At 37.4% G+C, this 16,983-nt stretch carries 10 protein-coding genes; 4 read left to right on the top strand and 6 right to left on the bottom strand.

All coding sequences use genetic code 11. From position 1 onward, the window contains the following. Window positions 1-14 precede the first annotated feature (14 nt). Window positions 15-2,063: a M13 family metallopeptidase gene (locus SJY30_RS10470; protein WP_396632142.1), complete on the top strand. Its 2,049-nt coding sequence runs from the start codon at window positions 15-17 to the stop codon at window positions 2,061-2,063. A gap of 170 nt (window positions 2,064-2,233) precedes the next feature. On the opposite strand, the gene SJY30_RS10465 is transcribed toward SJY30_RS10470, so the two are convergent. Next, a complete protein-coding gene (locus SJY30_RS10465) occupies window positions 2,234-8,278 on the bottom strand; it encodes an alpha-2-macroglobulin family protein (protein WP_396632141.1) in 6,045 nt (2,014 codons plus the stop codon). 319 nt (window positions 8,279-8,597) lie between these two features. Here SJY30_RS10465 and SJY30_RS10460 point away from each other — a divergent pair, with 319 nt between their 5' ends. Beyond that, window positions 8,598-10,202 carry a choice-of-anchor I family protein gene (locus tag SJY30_RS10460; protein WP_396632140.1) on the top strand — a complete coding sequence of 535 codons (1,605 nt, stop codon included), beginning with the start codon at window positions 8,598-8,600 and terminating at the stop codon, window positions 10,200-10,202. A 290-nt stretch (window positions 10,203-10,492) separates the two neighbouring features. On the opposite strand, the gene SJY30_RS10455 is transcribed toward SJY30_RS10460, so the two are convergent. From SJY30_RS10455 to SJY30_RS10445, 3 genes are read right to left on the bottom strand one after another with little or no spacing between them, the layout of a single operon-like run. Beyond that, entirely contained in the window at window positions 10,493-10,999 is a 507-nt protein-coding gene (locus SJY30_RS10455; protein WP_396632139.1) for a hypothetical protein, read from the bottom strand. A gap of 52 nt (window positions 11,000-11,051) precedes the next feature. Then, on the bottom strand, window positions 11,052-11,909 hold the full coding sequence (locus SJY30_RS10450) for an IS3 family transposase (RefSeq protein ID WP_396632138.1): 858 nt from the start codon (window positions 11,907-11,909) through the stop codon (window positions 11,052-11,054). Further along, window positions 11,909-12,280 (bottom strand): transposase, encoded by a 372-nt coding sequence (locus SJY30_RS10445; protein WP_024479941.1) that lies wholly within the window; start codon window positions 12,278-12,280, stop codon window positions 11,909-11,911. Before SJY30_RS10445 ends, SJY30_RS10450 begins: the two co-directional genes overlap by 1 nt. Window positions 12,281-12,568: 288 nt before the next feature. Here SJY30_RS10445 and SJY30_RS10440 point away from each other — a divergent pair, with 288 nt between their 5' ends. Then, window positions 12,569-13,624: an IS110 family transposase gene (locus SJY30_RS10440; protein ID WP_396632131.1), complete on the top strand. Its 1,056-nt coding sequence runs from the start codon at window positions 12,569-12,571 to the stop codon at window positions 13,622-13,624. A gap of 484 nt (window positions 13,625-14,108) precedes the next feature. Here SJY30_RS10440 and SJY30_RS10435 read toward each other — a convergent pair whose 3' ends face one another. Both SJY30_RS10435 and SJY30_RS10430 read right to left on the bottom strand, forming a co-directional pair. After that, a complete protein-coding gene (locus SJY30_RS10435; protein WP_396632137.1) occupies window positions 14,109-14,324 on the bottom strand; it encodes a DUF4177 domain-containing protein in 216 nt (71 codons plus the stop codon). 256 nt (window positions 14,325-14,580) lie between these two features. Then, on the bottom strand, window positions 14,581-15,162 hold the full coding sequence (locus tag SJY30_RS10430) for a hypothetical protein (RefSeq protein WP_396632136.1): 582 nt from the start codon (window positions 15,160-15,162) through the stop codon (window positions 14,581-14,583). Window positions 15,163-15,384: 222 nt separating this feature from the next. Between SJY30_RS10430 and SJY30_RS10425 the strand changes: the two genes are divergently transcribed. Next, window positions 15,385-16,956, top strand: coding sequence for an IS1182 family transposase (locus SJY30_RS10425; protein ID WP_396632135.1), 1,572 nt, complete (start codon window positions 15,385-15,387; stop codon window positions 16,954-16,956). Window positions 16,957-16,983: the final 27 nt, after the last annotated feature.

Genomic DNA, 16,983 nt, shown 5'->3' with positions numbered 1-16,983 from the left:
AAACTAACTCACAAATGAAAAAAGTTTATTTATTCGCTGCTGGTCTGGTAGCATTAGCTTCATGTAAAGAAGAGGCTAAATCTACTGCTGAGGTAGAAAAAATTCCCGGTATCGTTCTAACGAACATGGATACTACTCAAAACCCAAAGTCAGATTTTTATAACTATGTGAACGGAAACTGGATGAAGTTTACCGAAATTCCTGATGATAGAACTAGCTGGGGTGGTTTCAGTGTACTTCGTAAATCTACTGACGACGATGTTTTAAAAATATTAGCTACTGCAAAAGAAAGTGGTAACTACGCTGCTGATACCGATCAGGCGAAGGCTTTGGCAATTTTTGATACTAAGTTAGATACTGCTGCTAGAAACAAAGCGGGTATTACTCCGTTGAATTCGGCATTTGAAGCAATTGCTTCGGTAAAGAATTTAAATGATTTGCAAACTGTTTTGGCAACAAATGCTGCTGTATCTTCTCCTTTCTTAAATATTGGTGCTGGTGCAGATTTAAATAACAGTAGTATGAACGCTGTGTATTTAGGTGCAAACGGATTAGGTTTACCTGATCGCGATTTCTATTTAGAAGAAGATGAGAAGTCTGTTGAAATACGTGAAGAGTACAAAAAACACGTATCTAAAATGTTGCAGAAATTAGGTGATTCTGAAGCTGATGCAACTAAAGCTGCCGATAAAATTCTAGCGCTAGAAACGCAATTGGCAGAGCCACGTTTAAACAAGGTTGAACGTAGAGATGCTAGAAACTATAATAACCCAAGAACAATTGCTGAGGTAGATAAAATGATGTCTACTATTGACATTGAAAAACTTATCTCTGATTTAGGGATAACTAAAAAGTTTGATACTCTTTTGGTTACTCAATTAAGATATACCGAAGCGTTGGACAAGTTCTTAAAAACAACACCGATTGAAGATATCAAAACATTGGTAAGATGGGATACCTTTAATAGTGCTTCCGGAAAATTAACAACTAAAATTGAAACTGCAGATTGGGAATTTTATAGCAAATACCTTAGAGGTGCAAAAGAACAACGTGCTGCAGACGAGCGTGCATTGGCAACGGTAAACGGTACTGTTGGTGAGGCTTTAGGTCAATTGTATGTAGACGCTAAGTTTCCACCAGAAGCTAAGGCTAAAGCTGAATTAATGATTGCCAACGTAATCGATGCTTTTAAAGAACGTATTTCTGTTTTGGATTGGATGAGCGATTCCACAAAAACCAAAGCAATTGAAAAGTTAGATAAATTCACTGTTAAGATTGCTTACCCAGATAAGTGGGAAGATTATTCTACGATGGAAGTTTCTGCAGACAAGTCGTACTTCGAAAATATGACTGCTGTTAATAAGTGGGGAGAATTAAAGAACTACTCTGAAATTGGTGAGCCTGTTGATAAAACGGAATGGGGAATGTCTCCACAGACCGTAAATGCATATTTCAATCCTTTGAACAATGAGATTGTTTTTCCTGCTGCAATCTTACAACCTCCTTTCTATAACTATACTGCTGATGAAGCTGTAAATTATGGTGGAATTGGTGCTGTAATAGGTCATGAAATCTCTCATGCTTTTGATGATAGTGGTTCTCGTTTTGATGCGGATGGAAATCTTAAAAACTGGTGGACAGATGCTGATTTAGCTGCTTTTACTGAAAGAGCTGATGCTTTAGCGGTACAGTATGATAGCGTGATGGTATTGCCAGAAGTTTATGTAAACGGTAAATTTACTTTAGGTGAGAATATAGGTGACTTAGGCGGATTGTTAGGTGCTTATGACGGACTTCAGAAATACTACGCTGAAAACGGTCGTCCTGAAGATATTGATGGTTTCACTGCTGAGCAACGTTTCTTTATGTCTTGGGCTACAGTTTGGAGAACAAAGAGTAGAGATGAGGCTTTAAGAACTCAGATTAAAACAGATCCACACTCTCCAGGTATGGTAAGAGCAACACAACCTTTGTTGAATATTCAAGAATTTTACGATGCCTTTGATATTAAAGAAGGTGATGCTATGTATTTAGCTCCTGAAAAGAGAGTTAGTATTTGGTAGATTATTTTTTAGCAAAAGACGAAAAGGGCGCTACATTGTAGCGCCCTTTTTTTGTGCTATTTCGTCTTTGCGGGGAGCATTTTCGCGACGTGGCAATCTTTTTATCATTAGTTGTAGGTGAGTTTTTGGTCAGCCTAAAAGCAGATTACTTCACTTTGTTTGTAATGCCGTTAATTCTCGACAGAAACACGAACTCCTTCACTATGACTACTAAATTCTGGTGCATACATACTTTGTATGGTAGTAATGCCGTTACTGAAATCTCCGGCATTATTTACACGTACATCATATTCAAAGACATAAACACCTTTTGGTAAATAGTCAAAGAAGAAATTGGTGCTAGCATCTTTAGTGCTTTCATAATACCCTAAGCCGTCTTGCCATTTGTATCTTGAAATTACGTTTACAGGTTCAAAACCAGCAGCACGCATATCTTTCATGTGTATGAATTCCATATCTCGATCTGATCTTAGCTCAATTCTTGTCTTAACCAAGTCGCCCACTTTTAAATTGGTATTATCGGTCACTTCAGAAATCACTTCGCCAGAATCCGTATTCTTTTTCAAAAAGATTTTTTTCTTTAATTTCAACGGAGTCTCGGCACTTGTAATTTTATCCAAATCTTCAAAATATTGCCAGTACAAAGCTCCCCAAGCAATTCCGTCGCCTTTTTTGTTAATTTTTACTTCACCCATTTTTGGTTGAATCTCAGCAGTGTTCCATGAGGTTTTAAAGTAGCCTGTTCCTGCTTCTATCTTTACATCTTCTAGTTTAGAAGCATCAATTTTTTTTCCGCCAATTAAAACTTCTACGGCATCTGTAACCGATAACCACTCGCTACCTTGTAATAATAAAGCGTAGACAGCTTCGGTTGTTGCTTTAGTAGTACTCCATTGATTGGTCTGCTTATTTTTTAGTAACCATATTTTAAGATTATCCACCGTCTCAATATCCGCAGGGCGGATTTCAGAAAATGCTTCAATTAGCAAAGCTTGTGTTTCTATAGGTGCTTGATACCAAAACCATGAGCTGGTATTACTTTTCCAATACAAACCCAATTCATCGCTGGTAATGCTATTTTCTTCTAAAGCGCGTAGAATTTTGGCAGATGTTTTTACATCGTCTCTTCGGTGTAAAACCAAGGCTAACATTCCTTGTGCATATAAACCTCTTTTTTTCCAATATTTCTGTGCCTGTTTTATATAATAGGTAGTGACATCATCTACTTTTTTAGAGGTTTTAATTTCTGGAAAAAAACTACGCATATATAAATAATGTACCTGATTCGCACTTAAATGATCATCGTTTATATTCGATGTGTATTTCTTCATTTGCTCGTACTCTTTCACATACTCAGCATCTAAATATGAAATTGCTTCTTCAATCATATCTGATTGAGAGTTGAACGAAGTTGATGAATTTTGGTTGTTGGTCTTTGTTGAGGTGATTAATTTGTTCAAATGCCCCATTCCCGAAATAATATGCTGGGTAATATATCTATTATCTGGACCACCATTGAACCACGACCAAGCTCCACTTGAATTCTGATTTTGAGCCAGCTTATTTAATGCTGATTGTTGCTCGTTTTTCATCTTGTTCAAATTGAACAACAAACCGATTCTTTTCTTTTGTTCGGTTTCAGATTGTGCATCGCGTAACCATGGTGTTTCTTGAATCAATAGCGATTTTAATTCCTCGTTCTTTTCTAGATTGCTTAGTAAGGCATCTGAATTTGCCCATTGATCAAACACTTCACGGATTCTGGGGTTACTGTGCGCAATATGACTTGCGAGGGTGTTTGCGTAATACCTTGAGAATGTCTGCTCGTTACAATCGTATGGGTACTCCATTAAGTAGGGTAATGCCTGTACTGCATACCAAGCAGGGTTAGATGTCATTTCTAAAGTTAGCTTATGATGCTTCAGTGTAGTCGATGAGGTGTTCCTTAACTTGTCTAGGGTAAAGGTCTTGGTCTGATTGCTACGAATCCACATAGGTAATGTTTCCGTTACCAAAGTTCTGTTTGATAATACAGGCAACATGTTTTGTTCGCCATCAGAGAAATCACCTGCTTTTGCTATGATTTTATATTGAACGGATTGTAATCCTTCAGGAATATTCAATTTCCATGATACTTGGGTATTTCCCATAGCATCAACTTCAAAAGGTGATGTATCTAGTGCATTGGAAGCAGCTAATAATTCTTTTGAAATATCTATGCCGGTTACCGCATCTGTCAACTCTAATTTAGCCTGACCGGAAAGTAGCTTTTCAGTAAGGTTAGAAATTTTAGTACTAATTATAATCTTATCACCCTCACGTAAAAACCGTGGTGCATTTGGTGTCACCATCAATTCTTTTTGGGTTACCGTAGATAGGTTGGTTATTGTGCTTTCCAAATTTTTGGTATGTGCCAATAGTTGTAAATTCCAACGCGTCAATGCTTCGGGAGTAGTGAAGTTGAAACTTATATTTCCTTCTTTATCGGTCTGTAATTTTGGAAAGAAAAAAGCGGTTTCCTGTAAATTTTTACGAATACTAACAGAATCAAAATCTTCATTATCTGTCTCTGGTTCTAGTTCTGTTGGTTCTATACTTTCAACAGCACTTGATAATTCATTTTCTTTTCTAGCAGTACCATAGCCAACGGTAACAACTTCATCTAATGCAGCATCGTCTGCCATCATAGATTTCCTTAAGGGTGCGGAACTATAGTTAATAGAAGGTCTTTCGTAAAAATTACCTAAATTAAAATTCAGACCAAATGATTCAAAAGCATCGAAGCTAAGTCTTGGGTAGTTAAAGTTGGTATGGTGAGAAAATGTCTGAAAGCCTATGGTTGAAAAACTATTGTACGCACCAGTTCTTCTTCGAGAATAATAATGAGGCTGATTTATAGGGTAAAAGTTCCACGAATGAGCTCTAAATTGATCTAGAGAAGCATCATACATGCTTGCTAATAGTTCTGCGCTGACTTTTTCACCTTTAGGACCTTTGACTTTGAAAGACCAAGTTTCATCTACACCAGGCGCTATTTTGTCTCTAAAGCTCATAGTTTCTATTTGCAAATCGCTAGAAGGGTAGGGAACAAGCACGTTCACTGTATTTTCATCAAAATGATTGGCAAATGCATAGCTGTAGTTGATGGCAAAGCCACCCAAATCATCTTTGGTAACAGTTACTGTTATTGATTTAGAATTGTCGTTTAGCGCCAGTACCTTTTCTTCAAAAATCTTCTGGTCTTTTTCAACAATTACTGTGATGTTCAGATTTTTTGCGCTAGAAAAAAAGGTGATTTGTGCCTTGTCACCAATTGTATACTGTTCCTTATCCGTTTTTACGTAAAGTAATTGGTTATCGGCTAGGGTTTGCTCATCGCCCGTAATTGAAAAAACGGCAATATCCTTTACTGCTTGTCCAAATTTATCTTTTGAGAAAAGTTCAATTCTATATTTTCCCGACTCCCAATTTTTGATTTTACCAAAACTGATTTCATTAGAGTTTTCAGTGTTAAATTTAGATTGCCAAACCATTTTGCCTTTCTGCCAATTAGAAGAATTGTCTTCATTCTTAAAAGCTTCATGCGGATATAACTTTTTAAATTCTTCTTTTGAAAAACCCGAATAGTCAGGTGCTGGCCAAGGTCTTGGTCTAAGCACATGATCGGGTGCCTGAAGTTTGTACAATTTTACTTCACCGGTGGCAAAAACAGATTGTCCGTTTAAATTTTTGCTGGTAATGGTAAAGCTTGCGTTTTTGAGGGTCTTGTCTACTGCATCGGGTACTAGCAATCTTACGTCCAATGCGTGATAACCAACGTTGACCATGGTTGTGGTACTGCGTGTTTCTCCATTGATATCGGTTACATCTGCCGTAACTTCATAATTAAAAGTGGGTAGGTTTTCTTTTTCAACACTATTGTTAGGAATAGCCTTAAAGGTAATTTTATAATTTCCTGCTGCATCCGTAATAGTTTCTCCCTGCACAATTTCTTGAGAAGAGCCATTAAAAAAAGGCCTGATCCAGTAATACCATCTAGGTACACTTACTACTCTTTTTACGCGGTACACTACTTTTGCGTCAGATATAGTACTACCTGCATAGGCTGTTGCTTTACCGGTTACGGTGATACTATCGTTTACTTTAAAGGTGTCTGTAACAGGCTCAAAATTAGTTTCGAATTTTGGTCTTTTATACTCTTCTGCTGAAATACTAGCGTATCCATTTAAGTTCAGGTCGTCTGATGTGGCACTAATGGAAAATAGCCCTGGTAGTCCAGAACTTGGTAACATAAATTCACCCGAAACTGAACCATATTCATTAGATGTCAATGAAAGTGTTTTAATTTCTTGTCCGTTTACATCGCTTAGTGTAACATCAATATTCGTTTTTTCCAATACTTTAGACACACCTTTATCTTGACTAATGGCAATACCCTTAAAATAAACAGGCTGCCCTGGTCTGTAGATACTTCGGTCTGTAAATAGAAAGCATGAATAGTTGATTTGGTCATTGTTTTGAGCATAATTTCGGTTAACGTAGTATTCGCCAAAATGGGCTTTGTCACTTTTAGTCTTAACCGTAATGTTAATGTTGTTCCAGTTTTCTTTACTTTTTTCAATGGTTATAAAACCTGTTTTGTCTGTAGTGTAAGCTGCTCGTTTTAGTGCGTCTTTATAGTTTTTTCTATAACTTAAAATAACCTCTGCGCCAGTAATTGGTTTGCCGCTGTTTCGGTCTATGATCTGGTATTGTTGCTGTGTGTTGGTTTGAGATTCAATAACGGCCACATCTGTTGCTTGAATGGTGGTATAACTGAATACATCTATTTTTTCATCATTAGATTCAGCGGTTAAAATATAACTTCCGTTTTCTAGTGCTGGCACTATAATTTCTGTGCTGTGCGATTGATAATCATTCTCGGTCTTTAATTGTGCAGACCACGTTTTAGCAATAGGAAGATTTTTAATAAACGATTTCTTTTTACTATCTGGGTAAGTTTCTTCTAGTTTTGATAGTTGGTTTTGAGTGATTTTATATGCATGTAGATGTAAACTTTCAACGTTCTTGTATTGAACCAAAAGTTTACTGATCGTATTTTTGGGAATGTGCTTTTCAGTAGTTAACTGCACGCTGTGGTCTTGAATCTTTGCTTTCAAAACCTCGCTTTTTTGTGCACCTAAACTATTAGGAAATCGTGCTATTACATCATCTAAAAGTGCAATAGCATCTTTCAATTTCCATTGATATGCCGCGTCGCCTAAAGAAGTATAATTGTGTGCTACTTGCTGGTGCTGTAGTGCAATTTCAAATGTGTATAAACCGGATAACGGACTATGCTTTATGTTTTCAGATGAATTTTTAAGTACTTCTAAGTATCGATCGTCCTTATTGGCAAATGTCGCGTTTTCATGAATAAAGCGTAATCGCTCTATATCTACCAATACCAACGGACTCATATCTGGGTTGCCAAAATGAAATGCTACGAGTTGTTGGTATATTTCAAGTGCTCTAGATTGTAAAGACAGATTTTTACTATCATCAAAATTTAGGAAACTAGCAGTGTATGCTTCGCATAGAATAGCTTCGTTGTCAATCTCAAAAGAATCTGCGGGTTTGTTAATGCTATTTTCGCTGGTCGTGTAAAATTCTAAAGCGGTATGTGCAAGAACGTCAAATAACGTAGGTCTGTACTTTCTGTTTTCTTCATTCTTTTCTAGAATTGCATCAAAATCTGAAATAGGAAGTTGTTGTGTAGTTCTAGTGTTTTCTAAGGAGGCGATAAAATGATGATCTATTTCTTTAAATATGGTATCTAAATCCCAAGTTCTGAAATCTAACGAATCAACCTTAACGGCTGTCTTGGTTTTATTGTTGAATCGATACCTGTTTTGCTGGTAGTATTGCCAGTATAAATGTGCTAAATGACTATGCAGAATGTTTTTTGTGGCACCATCTGCAGTTGCTATTTCAGATTTGAAATCATTAACGATCTTTAATTTAGAATCTTCTTCAAGTCTGTTGATGAAGCCCGATTTATAAAGAAGAGCCTTTATGGTCTGTACCCCATTATTTTCATTTTTCGCCTTTTTAAATATGGCTTCCGTTTGCTTTAATACAGATTTAGAAAGGTTCCCATCTTCAAAATTCTCAACCTGTTTCCAAAGTTCATCGTAAGAATTGTTCTGTTGGGCGCTGCCAAATTGTAAGGACATAAATAGGATTAGAATTAAATATAGCTTTTTCATCTTAGTAAAATTACAATACAAAACTGTGCCAAGGTAATTTTATATACAATGAAAAATGAGTGAAACATACTTTTGGGTTAGGCTTATAGGTTTGTTTCACTTTAATCGTATCATTTTTGTTGTGTTTTACTTTTTTGTATTAGGGAAGATTGATGTGACTGTTATTTAGATGTTTACAAATCTGTATTTTTAATTTAACATCTTTATAATAATTATTTACAATGCAGTTAACCCCAACTTTACATTGATCTTCTTGTTTTGATACTTAAAACCAAACTGTATTAAAATGAAAAATGTATTACGACCTTTTTGTGTAGCAATTCTTGGAATTTCTATTTTATGTACCTCTTGTGCCGATGATGGTATAGATGGAATGGACGGTGTTGATGGAGTGGACGGTGTAGATGGCGCCGATGGTGCTGACGGGGCTGACGGAGCCGATGGTATGGATGCCGAATTTCCAATAACCATCGATCAACTTAGTTTCTCTAAAATAGGAACGTTTACCAATGGTAATGACGAAGCTTTTGCAGAAATATCTGCTTTTGATGCCGTTACCAACAAATTGTTCATAGTAAACCCTGAAGAGGATGAAATTTCGGTACTAGATTTAACAGATGCTACAAACCCTGTAAAAGGTGCTTCTATCGCTTTAACGGGTAGTCCTAATTCTGTTGCTGTTCACAATGGTATTTTGGCAATTGCCGTTGAAAATAGCGATAAACAATTAGAGGGTACTGTTGATACCTATGACACTAACTCGCAAGTTTTGATTAAGTCTTATGTAGCAGGAGCGTTGCCTGATATGGTTGCTTTTTCTCCTGATGGGGAATATATCGTTGCTGCCAATGAAGGTGAGCCAAACGATGATTATACGGTTGATCCAGAAGGTTCAATAACGGTAATTGAAGTGGCTACGGAAACTGCAACGCAAATTTCTTTTGCCGGACAGATGGATCCTGGTAACGGATTTAGAGTATTTGGTAATGACGGTGCTTCTTCATTTGTACAAGATGTAGAGCCGGAGTATGTTACTATTTCTGATGATTCTAGCACTGCATATATTGGTTTGCAAGAGAATAACGGGATGGCAATAGTTGACCTTACCTCTAAGACCATCACGGGTTTGGTAGGTTTGGGAACAAAGAATCATAATGTTTCCGGTAATGAGCTAGACGCTTCTAATAGAGACGGTATTGCTGGAAATTTAAAAAACTGGAATGTTTTAGGTTTTTATATGCCCGATGCAATAGACTATTTCACAGCTAATGGAAACGGTTTTATCGTTTCTGCCAATGAAGGTGATTCTAGGGATTATGACGGTTATTCTGAAGAAGTGCGTGTAAAGGATTTGGATTTAGACCCTGCTTTTTATCCTGATTTTGAAGCATTGCAGGAAGATGAAAATTTAGGTCGATTAAAAACGACAACTGCAAACGGAGACGATGATAATGACGGATTATATGAGCAAATCTATTCGTACGGTGCGCGCTCGTTTTCAATTTGGGATACTAACGGACAATTAGTGTTTGATTCCGGTTCTGAGATAGCACGAAGAACATTGGCTTTGGCACCATCTATATTCAACCAAGATGAAGGCGAAGTAGATGGCAGGTCAGATGATAAAGGTGCCGAGCCAGAATCTGTAAAAACCTTAAAAGTAGGAGAAGAAACGTTGTTGTTCGTTGGTTTGGAAAGAACTAGTGGAATATTGGCTTACAATGTAACCAACCCTTATAACCCAGTTTTTGTTACCTGGATCTATGATGCAGAAGATATTTCACCAGAAGGGTTAATCGTTGTGGATAAGGATGATAGTCCTACAGGAAATTATCTAATGATCGCAACTCATGAAGTATCTAGTACTATTGCTATTTATGAGATGAAATAACCATTGCTACAAATTATTAGTAGTAAAAATCAAGAAACGCCAAATAGTATTTATTTGGCGTTTTTCTTTTAATGCTAAAACCTAATGTTTTGGCTTTTATACTGGTAGTGTATCAATCTAATAATTAGTCATTGGTAAATTATAATAGCTGAAACAATTCTTCAAATACCCTTTAAACCGATAATTTAAAAACTGTTTTAAGCATAGATTAATCACCAAGTATAGTATTAATCATAAATATGAAATCTCTTTCTTATTCTTTTAATATGCATCACTGAGGTAAATAGTAATTATGGAAGCTCTATATAATACTTTTCAGTCAACGCTCCGTTTTGCCAAAAAGCAAGATTAAATGTCCAGTATGGGTTGTCTTCATATAGCAGATGGTAATCGCCCCAAGTATATTGAAAAGCATAGCTTTTTTGTTTCTCTTCGCTATATATATTACCGAAAAGATATATGGTAGATGAACCGCTTACCCAATTGGAGTGTATTTCAATTTTATCTATGCTGAACTCTGTACCAGTAGGTATTTTGGTAACAGTCTTTAAGTCAGATTCCATACCAAAACTATTGCCATCTTCTAAGTGATAGCTATAGTCTTCATATTTGGGCATATCATAATTTAAAATTAGTGTAGGTTTTTTCGTAGTTAATTTTTGGTTTATGATTTCTGTAAACGGTTTTTCGCTAGATACATCCCTGTATTTAGGTCTGGTAAGTATATAGAACAATATCGCAACGGTGCCTATGACCAGCACTAAGAATATTCCGCAACCAATTGCTACTTTTTTCATAGGTTATTAAATTTGTCACGTCCTAAAATACGGCTACAGGTTAATATTAGTTTTAGGCGGCATATTGATGCACGTAATTAGGTGTTTTATAATCTAAAGATAAATGCAATCTTTTAGAGTTGTATAGTTTGATTGCATTTTTGGCTGCTTTTTTAGCATGAACCACACTGGTAAATGTCTGGTCAAGAAAAAATTCATCTTTTAGAATACCGTTTACCCTTTCGGCCAGGGCGTTTTCGTAGCAATGGTTTTCTTCGGTCATACTGATCTTGATTTTCTTTCTTTTTAGTATTTGGGTATAGACATTACTGCAATATTGAATACCTCTGTCCGAGTGATGAATAAGTCGGTCAATGTTCTTGGCATTGTAAATAGCCTTATTTAAAGCTCTGACACAACCTTTTAGTTCTAGGCTATCACTTAGGTCATATCCAACGATTTTACGTGAGTACATGTCCGTTATCAATGCTAGGTAACAGAATCCTTTAATGGTTCTGATATAGGTTATGTCGGAAGCCCATACTTGATTGGGTCTATTGATTTTCAAGTCTTTTATGATATTGCCATACTTGTAAAAGCGGTGATATGAATTGGTGGTTCTAGAGGAGTATTTCTTTCTTCTAATGAGCAATCGATTTTCTCTTAGGATACGGAACAGCTGGTCTCTGCCTACTTTTAAGTCGTACTTATGAAACTCATCTTTTAATGATCTCATGAGTTTCCTGGTACCTTCTCTAGGTAGTGTTCTTCTGCTTTTCCGAACAAGTTCGATTATATCCCGTTCTATCTGTTTTTTGATAACAAAACGTTTTTGGTATTTGTAATAGGCATCTCTTTTCAGATCAAAGGCATTACAGATAGTACCAATTGAATACAGCCTTTCATTACGGTTTATCGGTGCTACTTTCATCAAGGCTTTATGTTTAAGTTTTTTTTTAATTCTTCAACATCTCTATAGCCCAGGTTCTCGGCAGCTACCTCGAGATAGCTATCGGTCACCAGTTTGTCCAGGTCCTTTTTAATAAGAAGGTCCTTAAGTTGTTTCAACTCTTTTTGAAGGGCTTTGATACGGGAAAGTTCGTCGTCTGTTTGCACGGTTACACGGGTGTTCATTAAATCTTTACGGTCATACTTCTTGATCCATACGTTTATAGTACTGGATTGTATACCGTAAGTTAATGCAATTTGTCTTTTTGAATGGTTTCCTTTGGTAAGTTCTGCCAAGACTTTGAGCTTGAAGCTCTCACTATAGCGTTTTACATATCCATCATTTTTATACATATACTTGAAGTGTTTTGTATACATATTTCAGGACGGGTCAATATGTTTGCTAACGGTGCGGCTAAGCGTAGTGCGGTAGTAAGGAAACTTTTTGTTTCCGTCTACGCACGAAGCTAAAGCTTATTGTTTAATTTTTTCTTTTTTAGTTCCAAAGCTAAATCCATAAGATTTAGCGACATCATAAATATATACAGACCTTTCGGTTTTGCCCTAAAGTCCGCATTACGTTTAGCATCGATGAAAAAGCAGCAAGTCGAGTATCTTTAAAGTTCTCTAAAACAATAAGATATGAACACTCAACAAACTGCTTGCCCGAAGTTATACATTGGTATCGATATTCACAAACGAAGTTGGAAAGTACATTGTGCAACAGATCTGTTCGCTGGTAAGTCTTTTAGTATGTCACCCGACCCAAAGCAATTACATAGTTATGTTTCAAAACATTTCAAGGAGTATGAAGTTACCGTAGCTTATGAAGCTGGTTGTTGCGGTTACCACGCTCATCGTTGTTTTGAGAGTTACGGTTGGCGAAGTCTGGTAGTCAATCCAGCAGACATTCATAGAAAGGGCAAAGAGAAACATACCAAGACCGATAAGATAGATGCGCAGTTGATAGCGAGAGAGTTGAAGGATAACCGATTGCAGAGTATCATAGTGCCGGACAGGAAACGTGAAGAACTTCGTAGTCTGTTCAGACGCAGAAATGACCTTGTAAAGGATTTCAGAAGGGTCAAGAGCTATATAAAGATGCAATTGTTGTATTTCGGAATCAGGGAACCTGAAGAGTTCGACAATGACCATTGGAGCCATAAATACAGAAATTGGTTGGATGATATAATGTTCGAGTACCCAACGGCGAAGGCCACATTAGAGAGTAGAATGCGTTTCTTCCGTTTTGTGGACCAAGAGCTTCGCGATGTGTCCACACAGCTAAGAAGGTACTGTAAAGTGAATTATAAGAAGGATTATCTATTACTGAGAAGTATACCTGGTATCGGAGGTATCGTGGCCTGTGGCATATTATGTGAACTAGGGGATTTAAGACGTTTCAAAAACATTAAACATTTGGCAGGTTACGTAGGTCTGGCACCAAGTATGTATCAAAGCGGAAACAGTCAAAGGACAATGGGAATGACCCCACGTGCAAACCGCTTATTGAGAAGTTATTTTGTAGAGGCATCTTGGCAAGCGATACGTGCAGACCCCGTAATGCAGGCCTATTATCGTAAACATCAAGGCAAGAACGTAAAAAGTATCATTGTCAAAGTAGCTAGAAAGCTACTAAGTAGAACCTTGGCGGTAATTAAAACAGAAGTTCCATATACCATTGGGGTTATTGAATAATAAGCAGAAAAACTAATAAAATAAAAATCATAACAAAGCTCTAATATAGTAGTGAGAACCGTATCACAAAACAAAACCCGTGACCTGTACTATTTAGGATCACATTTTTAGCAAGTGACCGGTTTTATTATAATTTATAATCATACAGATGCCGGTGACGTTTCAAGTTTCGAACCGATCACACATAGGAGTGCGAGCAAGTTATATTAAAAGAAAAAAAGGTGGTTTAAGGCAAAAAAGAAAATATTAATTAACTTTAAGAAACTGGACTAAGGCTTTTCATAGGAGGTTTTGTTAGCCCATGTTTTTCTGCGTACTGATATGCCATTTTTATTCCGCTCGAGTAAAGTCCATCTGCTCAACAGTAACATTGAGTAAGTCCATTTGTTTTTTGCAATCCTATCCTCGTAACTTTTCCAATTAGATTGGTAATTTCAATAAATTAGCGTTTACAATAAGCATTAATTTCTAAAAAAAAAGGAAATTATATTTCTTCTTTATCTCTTTTGAAAACTGCAAGAAATTCTTCTGTCGTTGCTCCTTGAAATATCATGCCACCAGAAGTAATAGGCTCCATTTTTATTAGTTCCCAACCTTCATTTCCCCATTTTTCAAATTTATCATTTAATTCAGTTTGAAAATTTTTTTTTCTAAAGTGAGAAACACTTATCGTTATAATTTTATATTCAAATTTTTTCATTTTCTAAATTAGTTTATACTGTTTGTCTATAGAGGTATTTCAAAATGTGGGCTAACGTCTCGTATATGAAAAGTAGCGCTGAAAAAGTGCGCAAACCATTCGCTTAAACTCAAGCCGAATTTTTAAATCTTTCTATTTATCTTTCTTTCCTCAAATAGCCAAATTTAAAAATTTGGCGACCTCAAAAAAGTGCCCGAACCTTTGTGTTTGCAACTGCTCGCGCTATTTTTTATATACATTGTTGTGCAACGTTTTTTCAGCGTTTTTCTTCGTAATCTTCCAATTCAAATTCTCTTAAATTTTCGTTTTTAAATTTCGCTATTATTTCGTCAATTATGTTTTTGTTTCCAACAACTCCAAATTGATGCTGTAAATCGTGATTCGTTGCAATTAGGTAATCTTCGTCATTCATTAAGTTCTCAAATCCAGCAAATGTCTCGTCAATATGTCCAAATCTACTTGCAAACTCTTTATCCAGCCACTTTTCAAAATCAGCTTTTGTTCTGTTTTTTTTTGTGAAAATATAAAGATAAGACCCGAATTCATATGGATAATAAAAACTCTTATCTGGCATAATTAAAAAATCAGTTACAGTCTTTTTCGATAGTCCAAACCACGTTTTAACTTCACGTAATAATTTTTCAAACTTAATATTCTTTATTTCCAACTCTTCTGCTGTCATAACATAATTATTTCCGCTTTGAATGTATTGGTACATTTTGTAACCGTTAAGTTTAGTCAGTTCAATAAATTCCGTTGCTGGCTTTTCAGAATTGAAGTCCATTCGAGTATTTAGCTTTGACCCTAAACTTTTGAAAAGTATAATATAATTGGTCATTCTCGATTTTTTTTCAAATGTTGCACAACGTTAGGTGTAAGGATAGTTGCGTGTTTAAGCAACTAACTTACTAAAAAGGAATGAACCATTGGAAATTCCGCAGGAATTTCCAAGTAGGCAAGCACCAAGCAATTATTTTTACACGGTGTGCCTGTTGCACAAGTTAACGAAAAAACCATGTAGGGCCAACGTGATCTTAACGTTGTTGTGTTAACTTTAGGTATGCAAGGAAAAAAGGAGTATCAGGAAAAGCTATTTGCACAATTTCAATTGAGCGAACGCATCCCCAAGAACAATTTTTACCGGCGTTTGAAAGGCGTCCTAGATTTGGAATTTCTTTATATGCTTACTCGTCCCTATTATGGTGAGAGCGGGCAGAAGAGCATCGACCCGGTTGTGTTCTTCAAGTTATGTCTTGTCGGCTACTTGGAGAACATCATCAGCGACCGTAAGCTTATCGACCATTGTTCGATGCGTTTGGATATACTATTTTTCATAGGCTACGATATCGACGAGGAGCTGCCATGGCATTCTACCATAAGCCGTACCCGCCAACTTTACCCGGAGTCGGTATTCGAGGAAGTATTCACCAATGTCTTGAGTATGTGTGTAGAAAAAGGGATGGTTTCCGGTCATACCCAAGCAATAGATTCCGCACCTGTCAAGGCGAACGCGAGTATGGATACATTGGAGCTGAAGGTGCCCGAAGAAGATTTGGAAGAGCATTTGAAAAAAGTACGTGCTATAAGCGCAATGGACAAAGAAGTGCCACACCGCAAGAGCAAGGGCGATAGGTCGGACAAGGGTCAGCGAAGTGTGACCGCCAACAAGAAGGAACTCGATGCGATAAAGGGTAGGAACAAGAAATGGGCAAAAGATCAGGATCAACGACCTGGCGCCGGTATCAAAGGAGCAAAGTATACGAGCAACAAGACCCATTACAGCCCTACCGACCCCGATGCCAGGATAAGCGTAAAGCCGGGCAAGGCCAGAAAGCTGAATTACCTCAGTCAGTTGAGCGTGGATACCGCCCATCATGTAATTACCGATATCAGGGCGTACCATGCCGATGGCAAGGACAACCAGCAGTTACAGGATATCGTACGGCGCTTACAGAGAAGATTATGGCAACAGGGCTTCGTCTTTGAGAACTGCGTTGCCGATACGGGCTATAGCAGTGGCGAGAACTATGCCTTTTTGGAAAGCAGGGGACTCAAGAGCTTCATACCCGCCCACGGGACGTTCAAGGGCGGTCCCGATGGTTTCGTTTATGAACAAGAAACGGACAGCTACCGCTGTCCCCAAGGGAAAACGATACCGTTCACCAAGGAGTTCAGGGATCATCGCACGGGAACAAGAAAGAAGGAATACCGTGCAAGAAAGCATATCTGCACCGGGTGCCCCTTACGCACTAGCTGCCTGGGCAAAAGCGCACAGGAGAAGAAGTTCAGCGTTACCTATTACCGTGCGGAATATTTGCGTAACATCGCCCGGGTGGAGAGCCCACTGGGGCGGTATATGAAGGGCAAGCGGCAGAGCACGGTAGAGCCCGTTTTTGGAACCTTGACCCAGTTCATGGGACTGAGGAAGATAAATACCATCGGGCTTGCACAGGCGAACAAGGTAATGCACCTCTCGGCAATCGCCTACAATCTAAAGAAATACCTGAAATTCGAGAACAAATACCCGATAAGTGGGGCAGGAAAGCTTGCCCTGCAATTATTCGTAAAAATCATGGTCCAATACTTGAAAAGCCTTTCTCGAGCGCACCTAAAATTTAGGTTCAGCTTCTGACATGGCATAAAAAAAGCCCCTAAAAGA

This window comes from Maribacter sp. R86514 (assembly GCF_044597005.1).
GTDB lineage: Bacteria > Bacteroidota > Bacteroidia > Flavobacteriales > Flavobacteriaceae > Maribacter.
The sequence above is the reverse complement of the archived record's forward strand: the minus strand, read 5'-3'. Positions and strand labels throughout refer to the sequence as shown.

What these genes read in the sequence shown, in the direction of transcription:
- SJY30_RS10470 (WP_396632142.1), top strand. Translation starts at nt 15, where the DNA reads ATGAAAAAAGTTTATTTATTCGCTGCTGGTCTGGTAGCATTAGCTTCA.
- SJY30_RS10465 (WP_396632141.1), bottom strand. Translation starts at nt 8,278, where the DNA reads ATGTCCTTACAATTTGGCAGCGCCCAACAGAACAATTCTTACGATGAA.
- SJY30_RS10460 (WP_396632140.1), top strand. Translation starts at nt 8,598, where the DNA reads ATGAAAAATGTATTACGACCTTTTTGTGTAGCAATTCTTGGAATTTCT.
- SJY30_RS10455 (WP_396632139.1), bottom strand. Translation starts at nt 10,999, where the DNA reads ATGAAAAAAGTAGCAATTGGTTGCGGAATATTCTTAGTGCTGGTCATA.
- SJY30_RS10450 (WP_396632138.1), bottom strand. Translation starts at nt 11,909, where the DNA reads ATGAAAGTAGCACCGATAAACCGTAATGAAAGGCTGTATTCAATTGGT.
- SJY30_RS10445 (WP_024479941.1), bottom strand. Translation starts at nt 12,280, where the DNA reads ATGTATAAAAATGATGGATATGTAAAACGCTATAGTGAGAGCTTCAAG.
- SJY30_RS10440 (WP_396632131.1), top strand. Translation starts at nt 12,569, where the DNA reads ATGAACACTCAACAAACTGCTTGCCCGAAGTTATACATTGGTATCGAT.
- SJY30_RS10435 (WP_396632137.1), bottom strand. Translation starts at nt 14,324, where the DNA reads ATGAAAAAATTTGAATATAAAATTATAACGATAAGTGTTTCTCACTTT.
- SJY30_RS10430 (WP_396632136.1), bottom strand. Translation starts at nt 15,162, where the DNA reads ATGACCAATTATATTATACTTTTCAAAAGTTTAGGGTCAAAGCTAAAT.
- SJY30_RS10425 (WP_396632135.1), top strand. Translation starts at nt 15,385, where the DNA reads ATGCAAGGAAAAAAGGAGTATCAGGAAAAGCTATTTGCACAATTTCAA.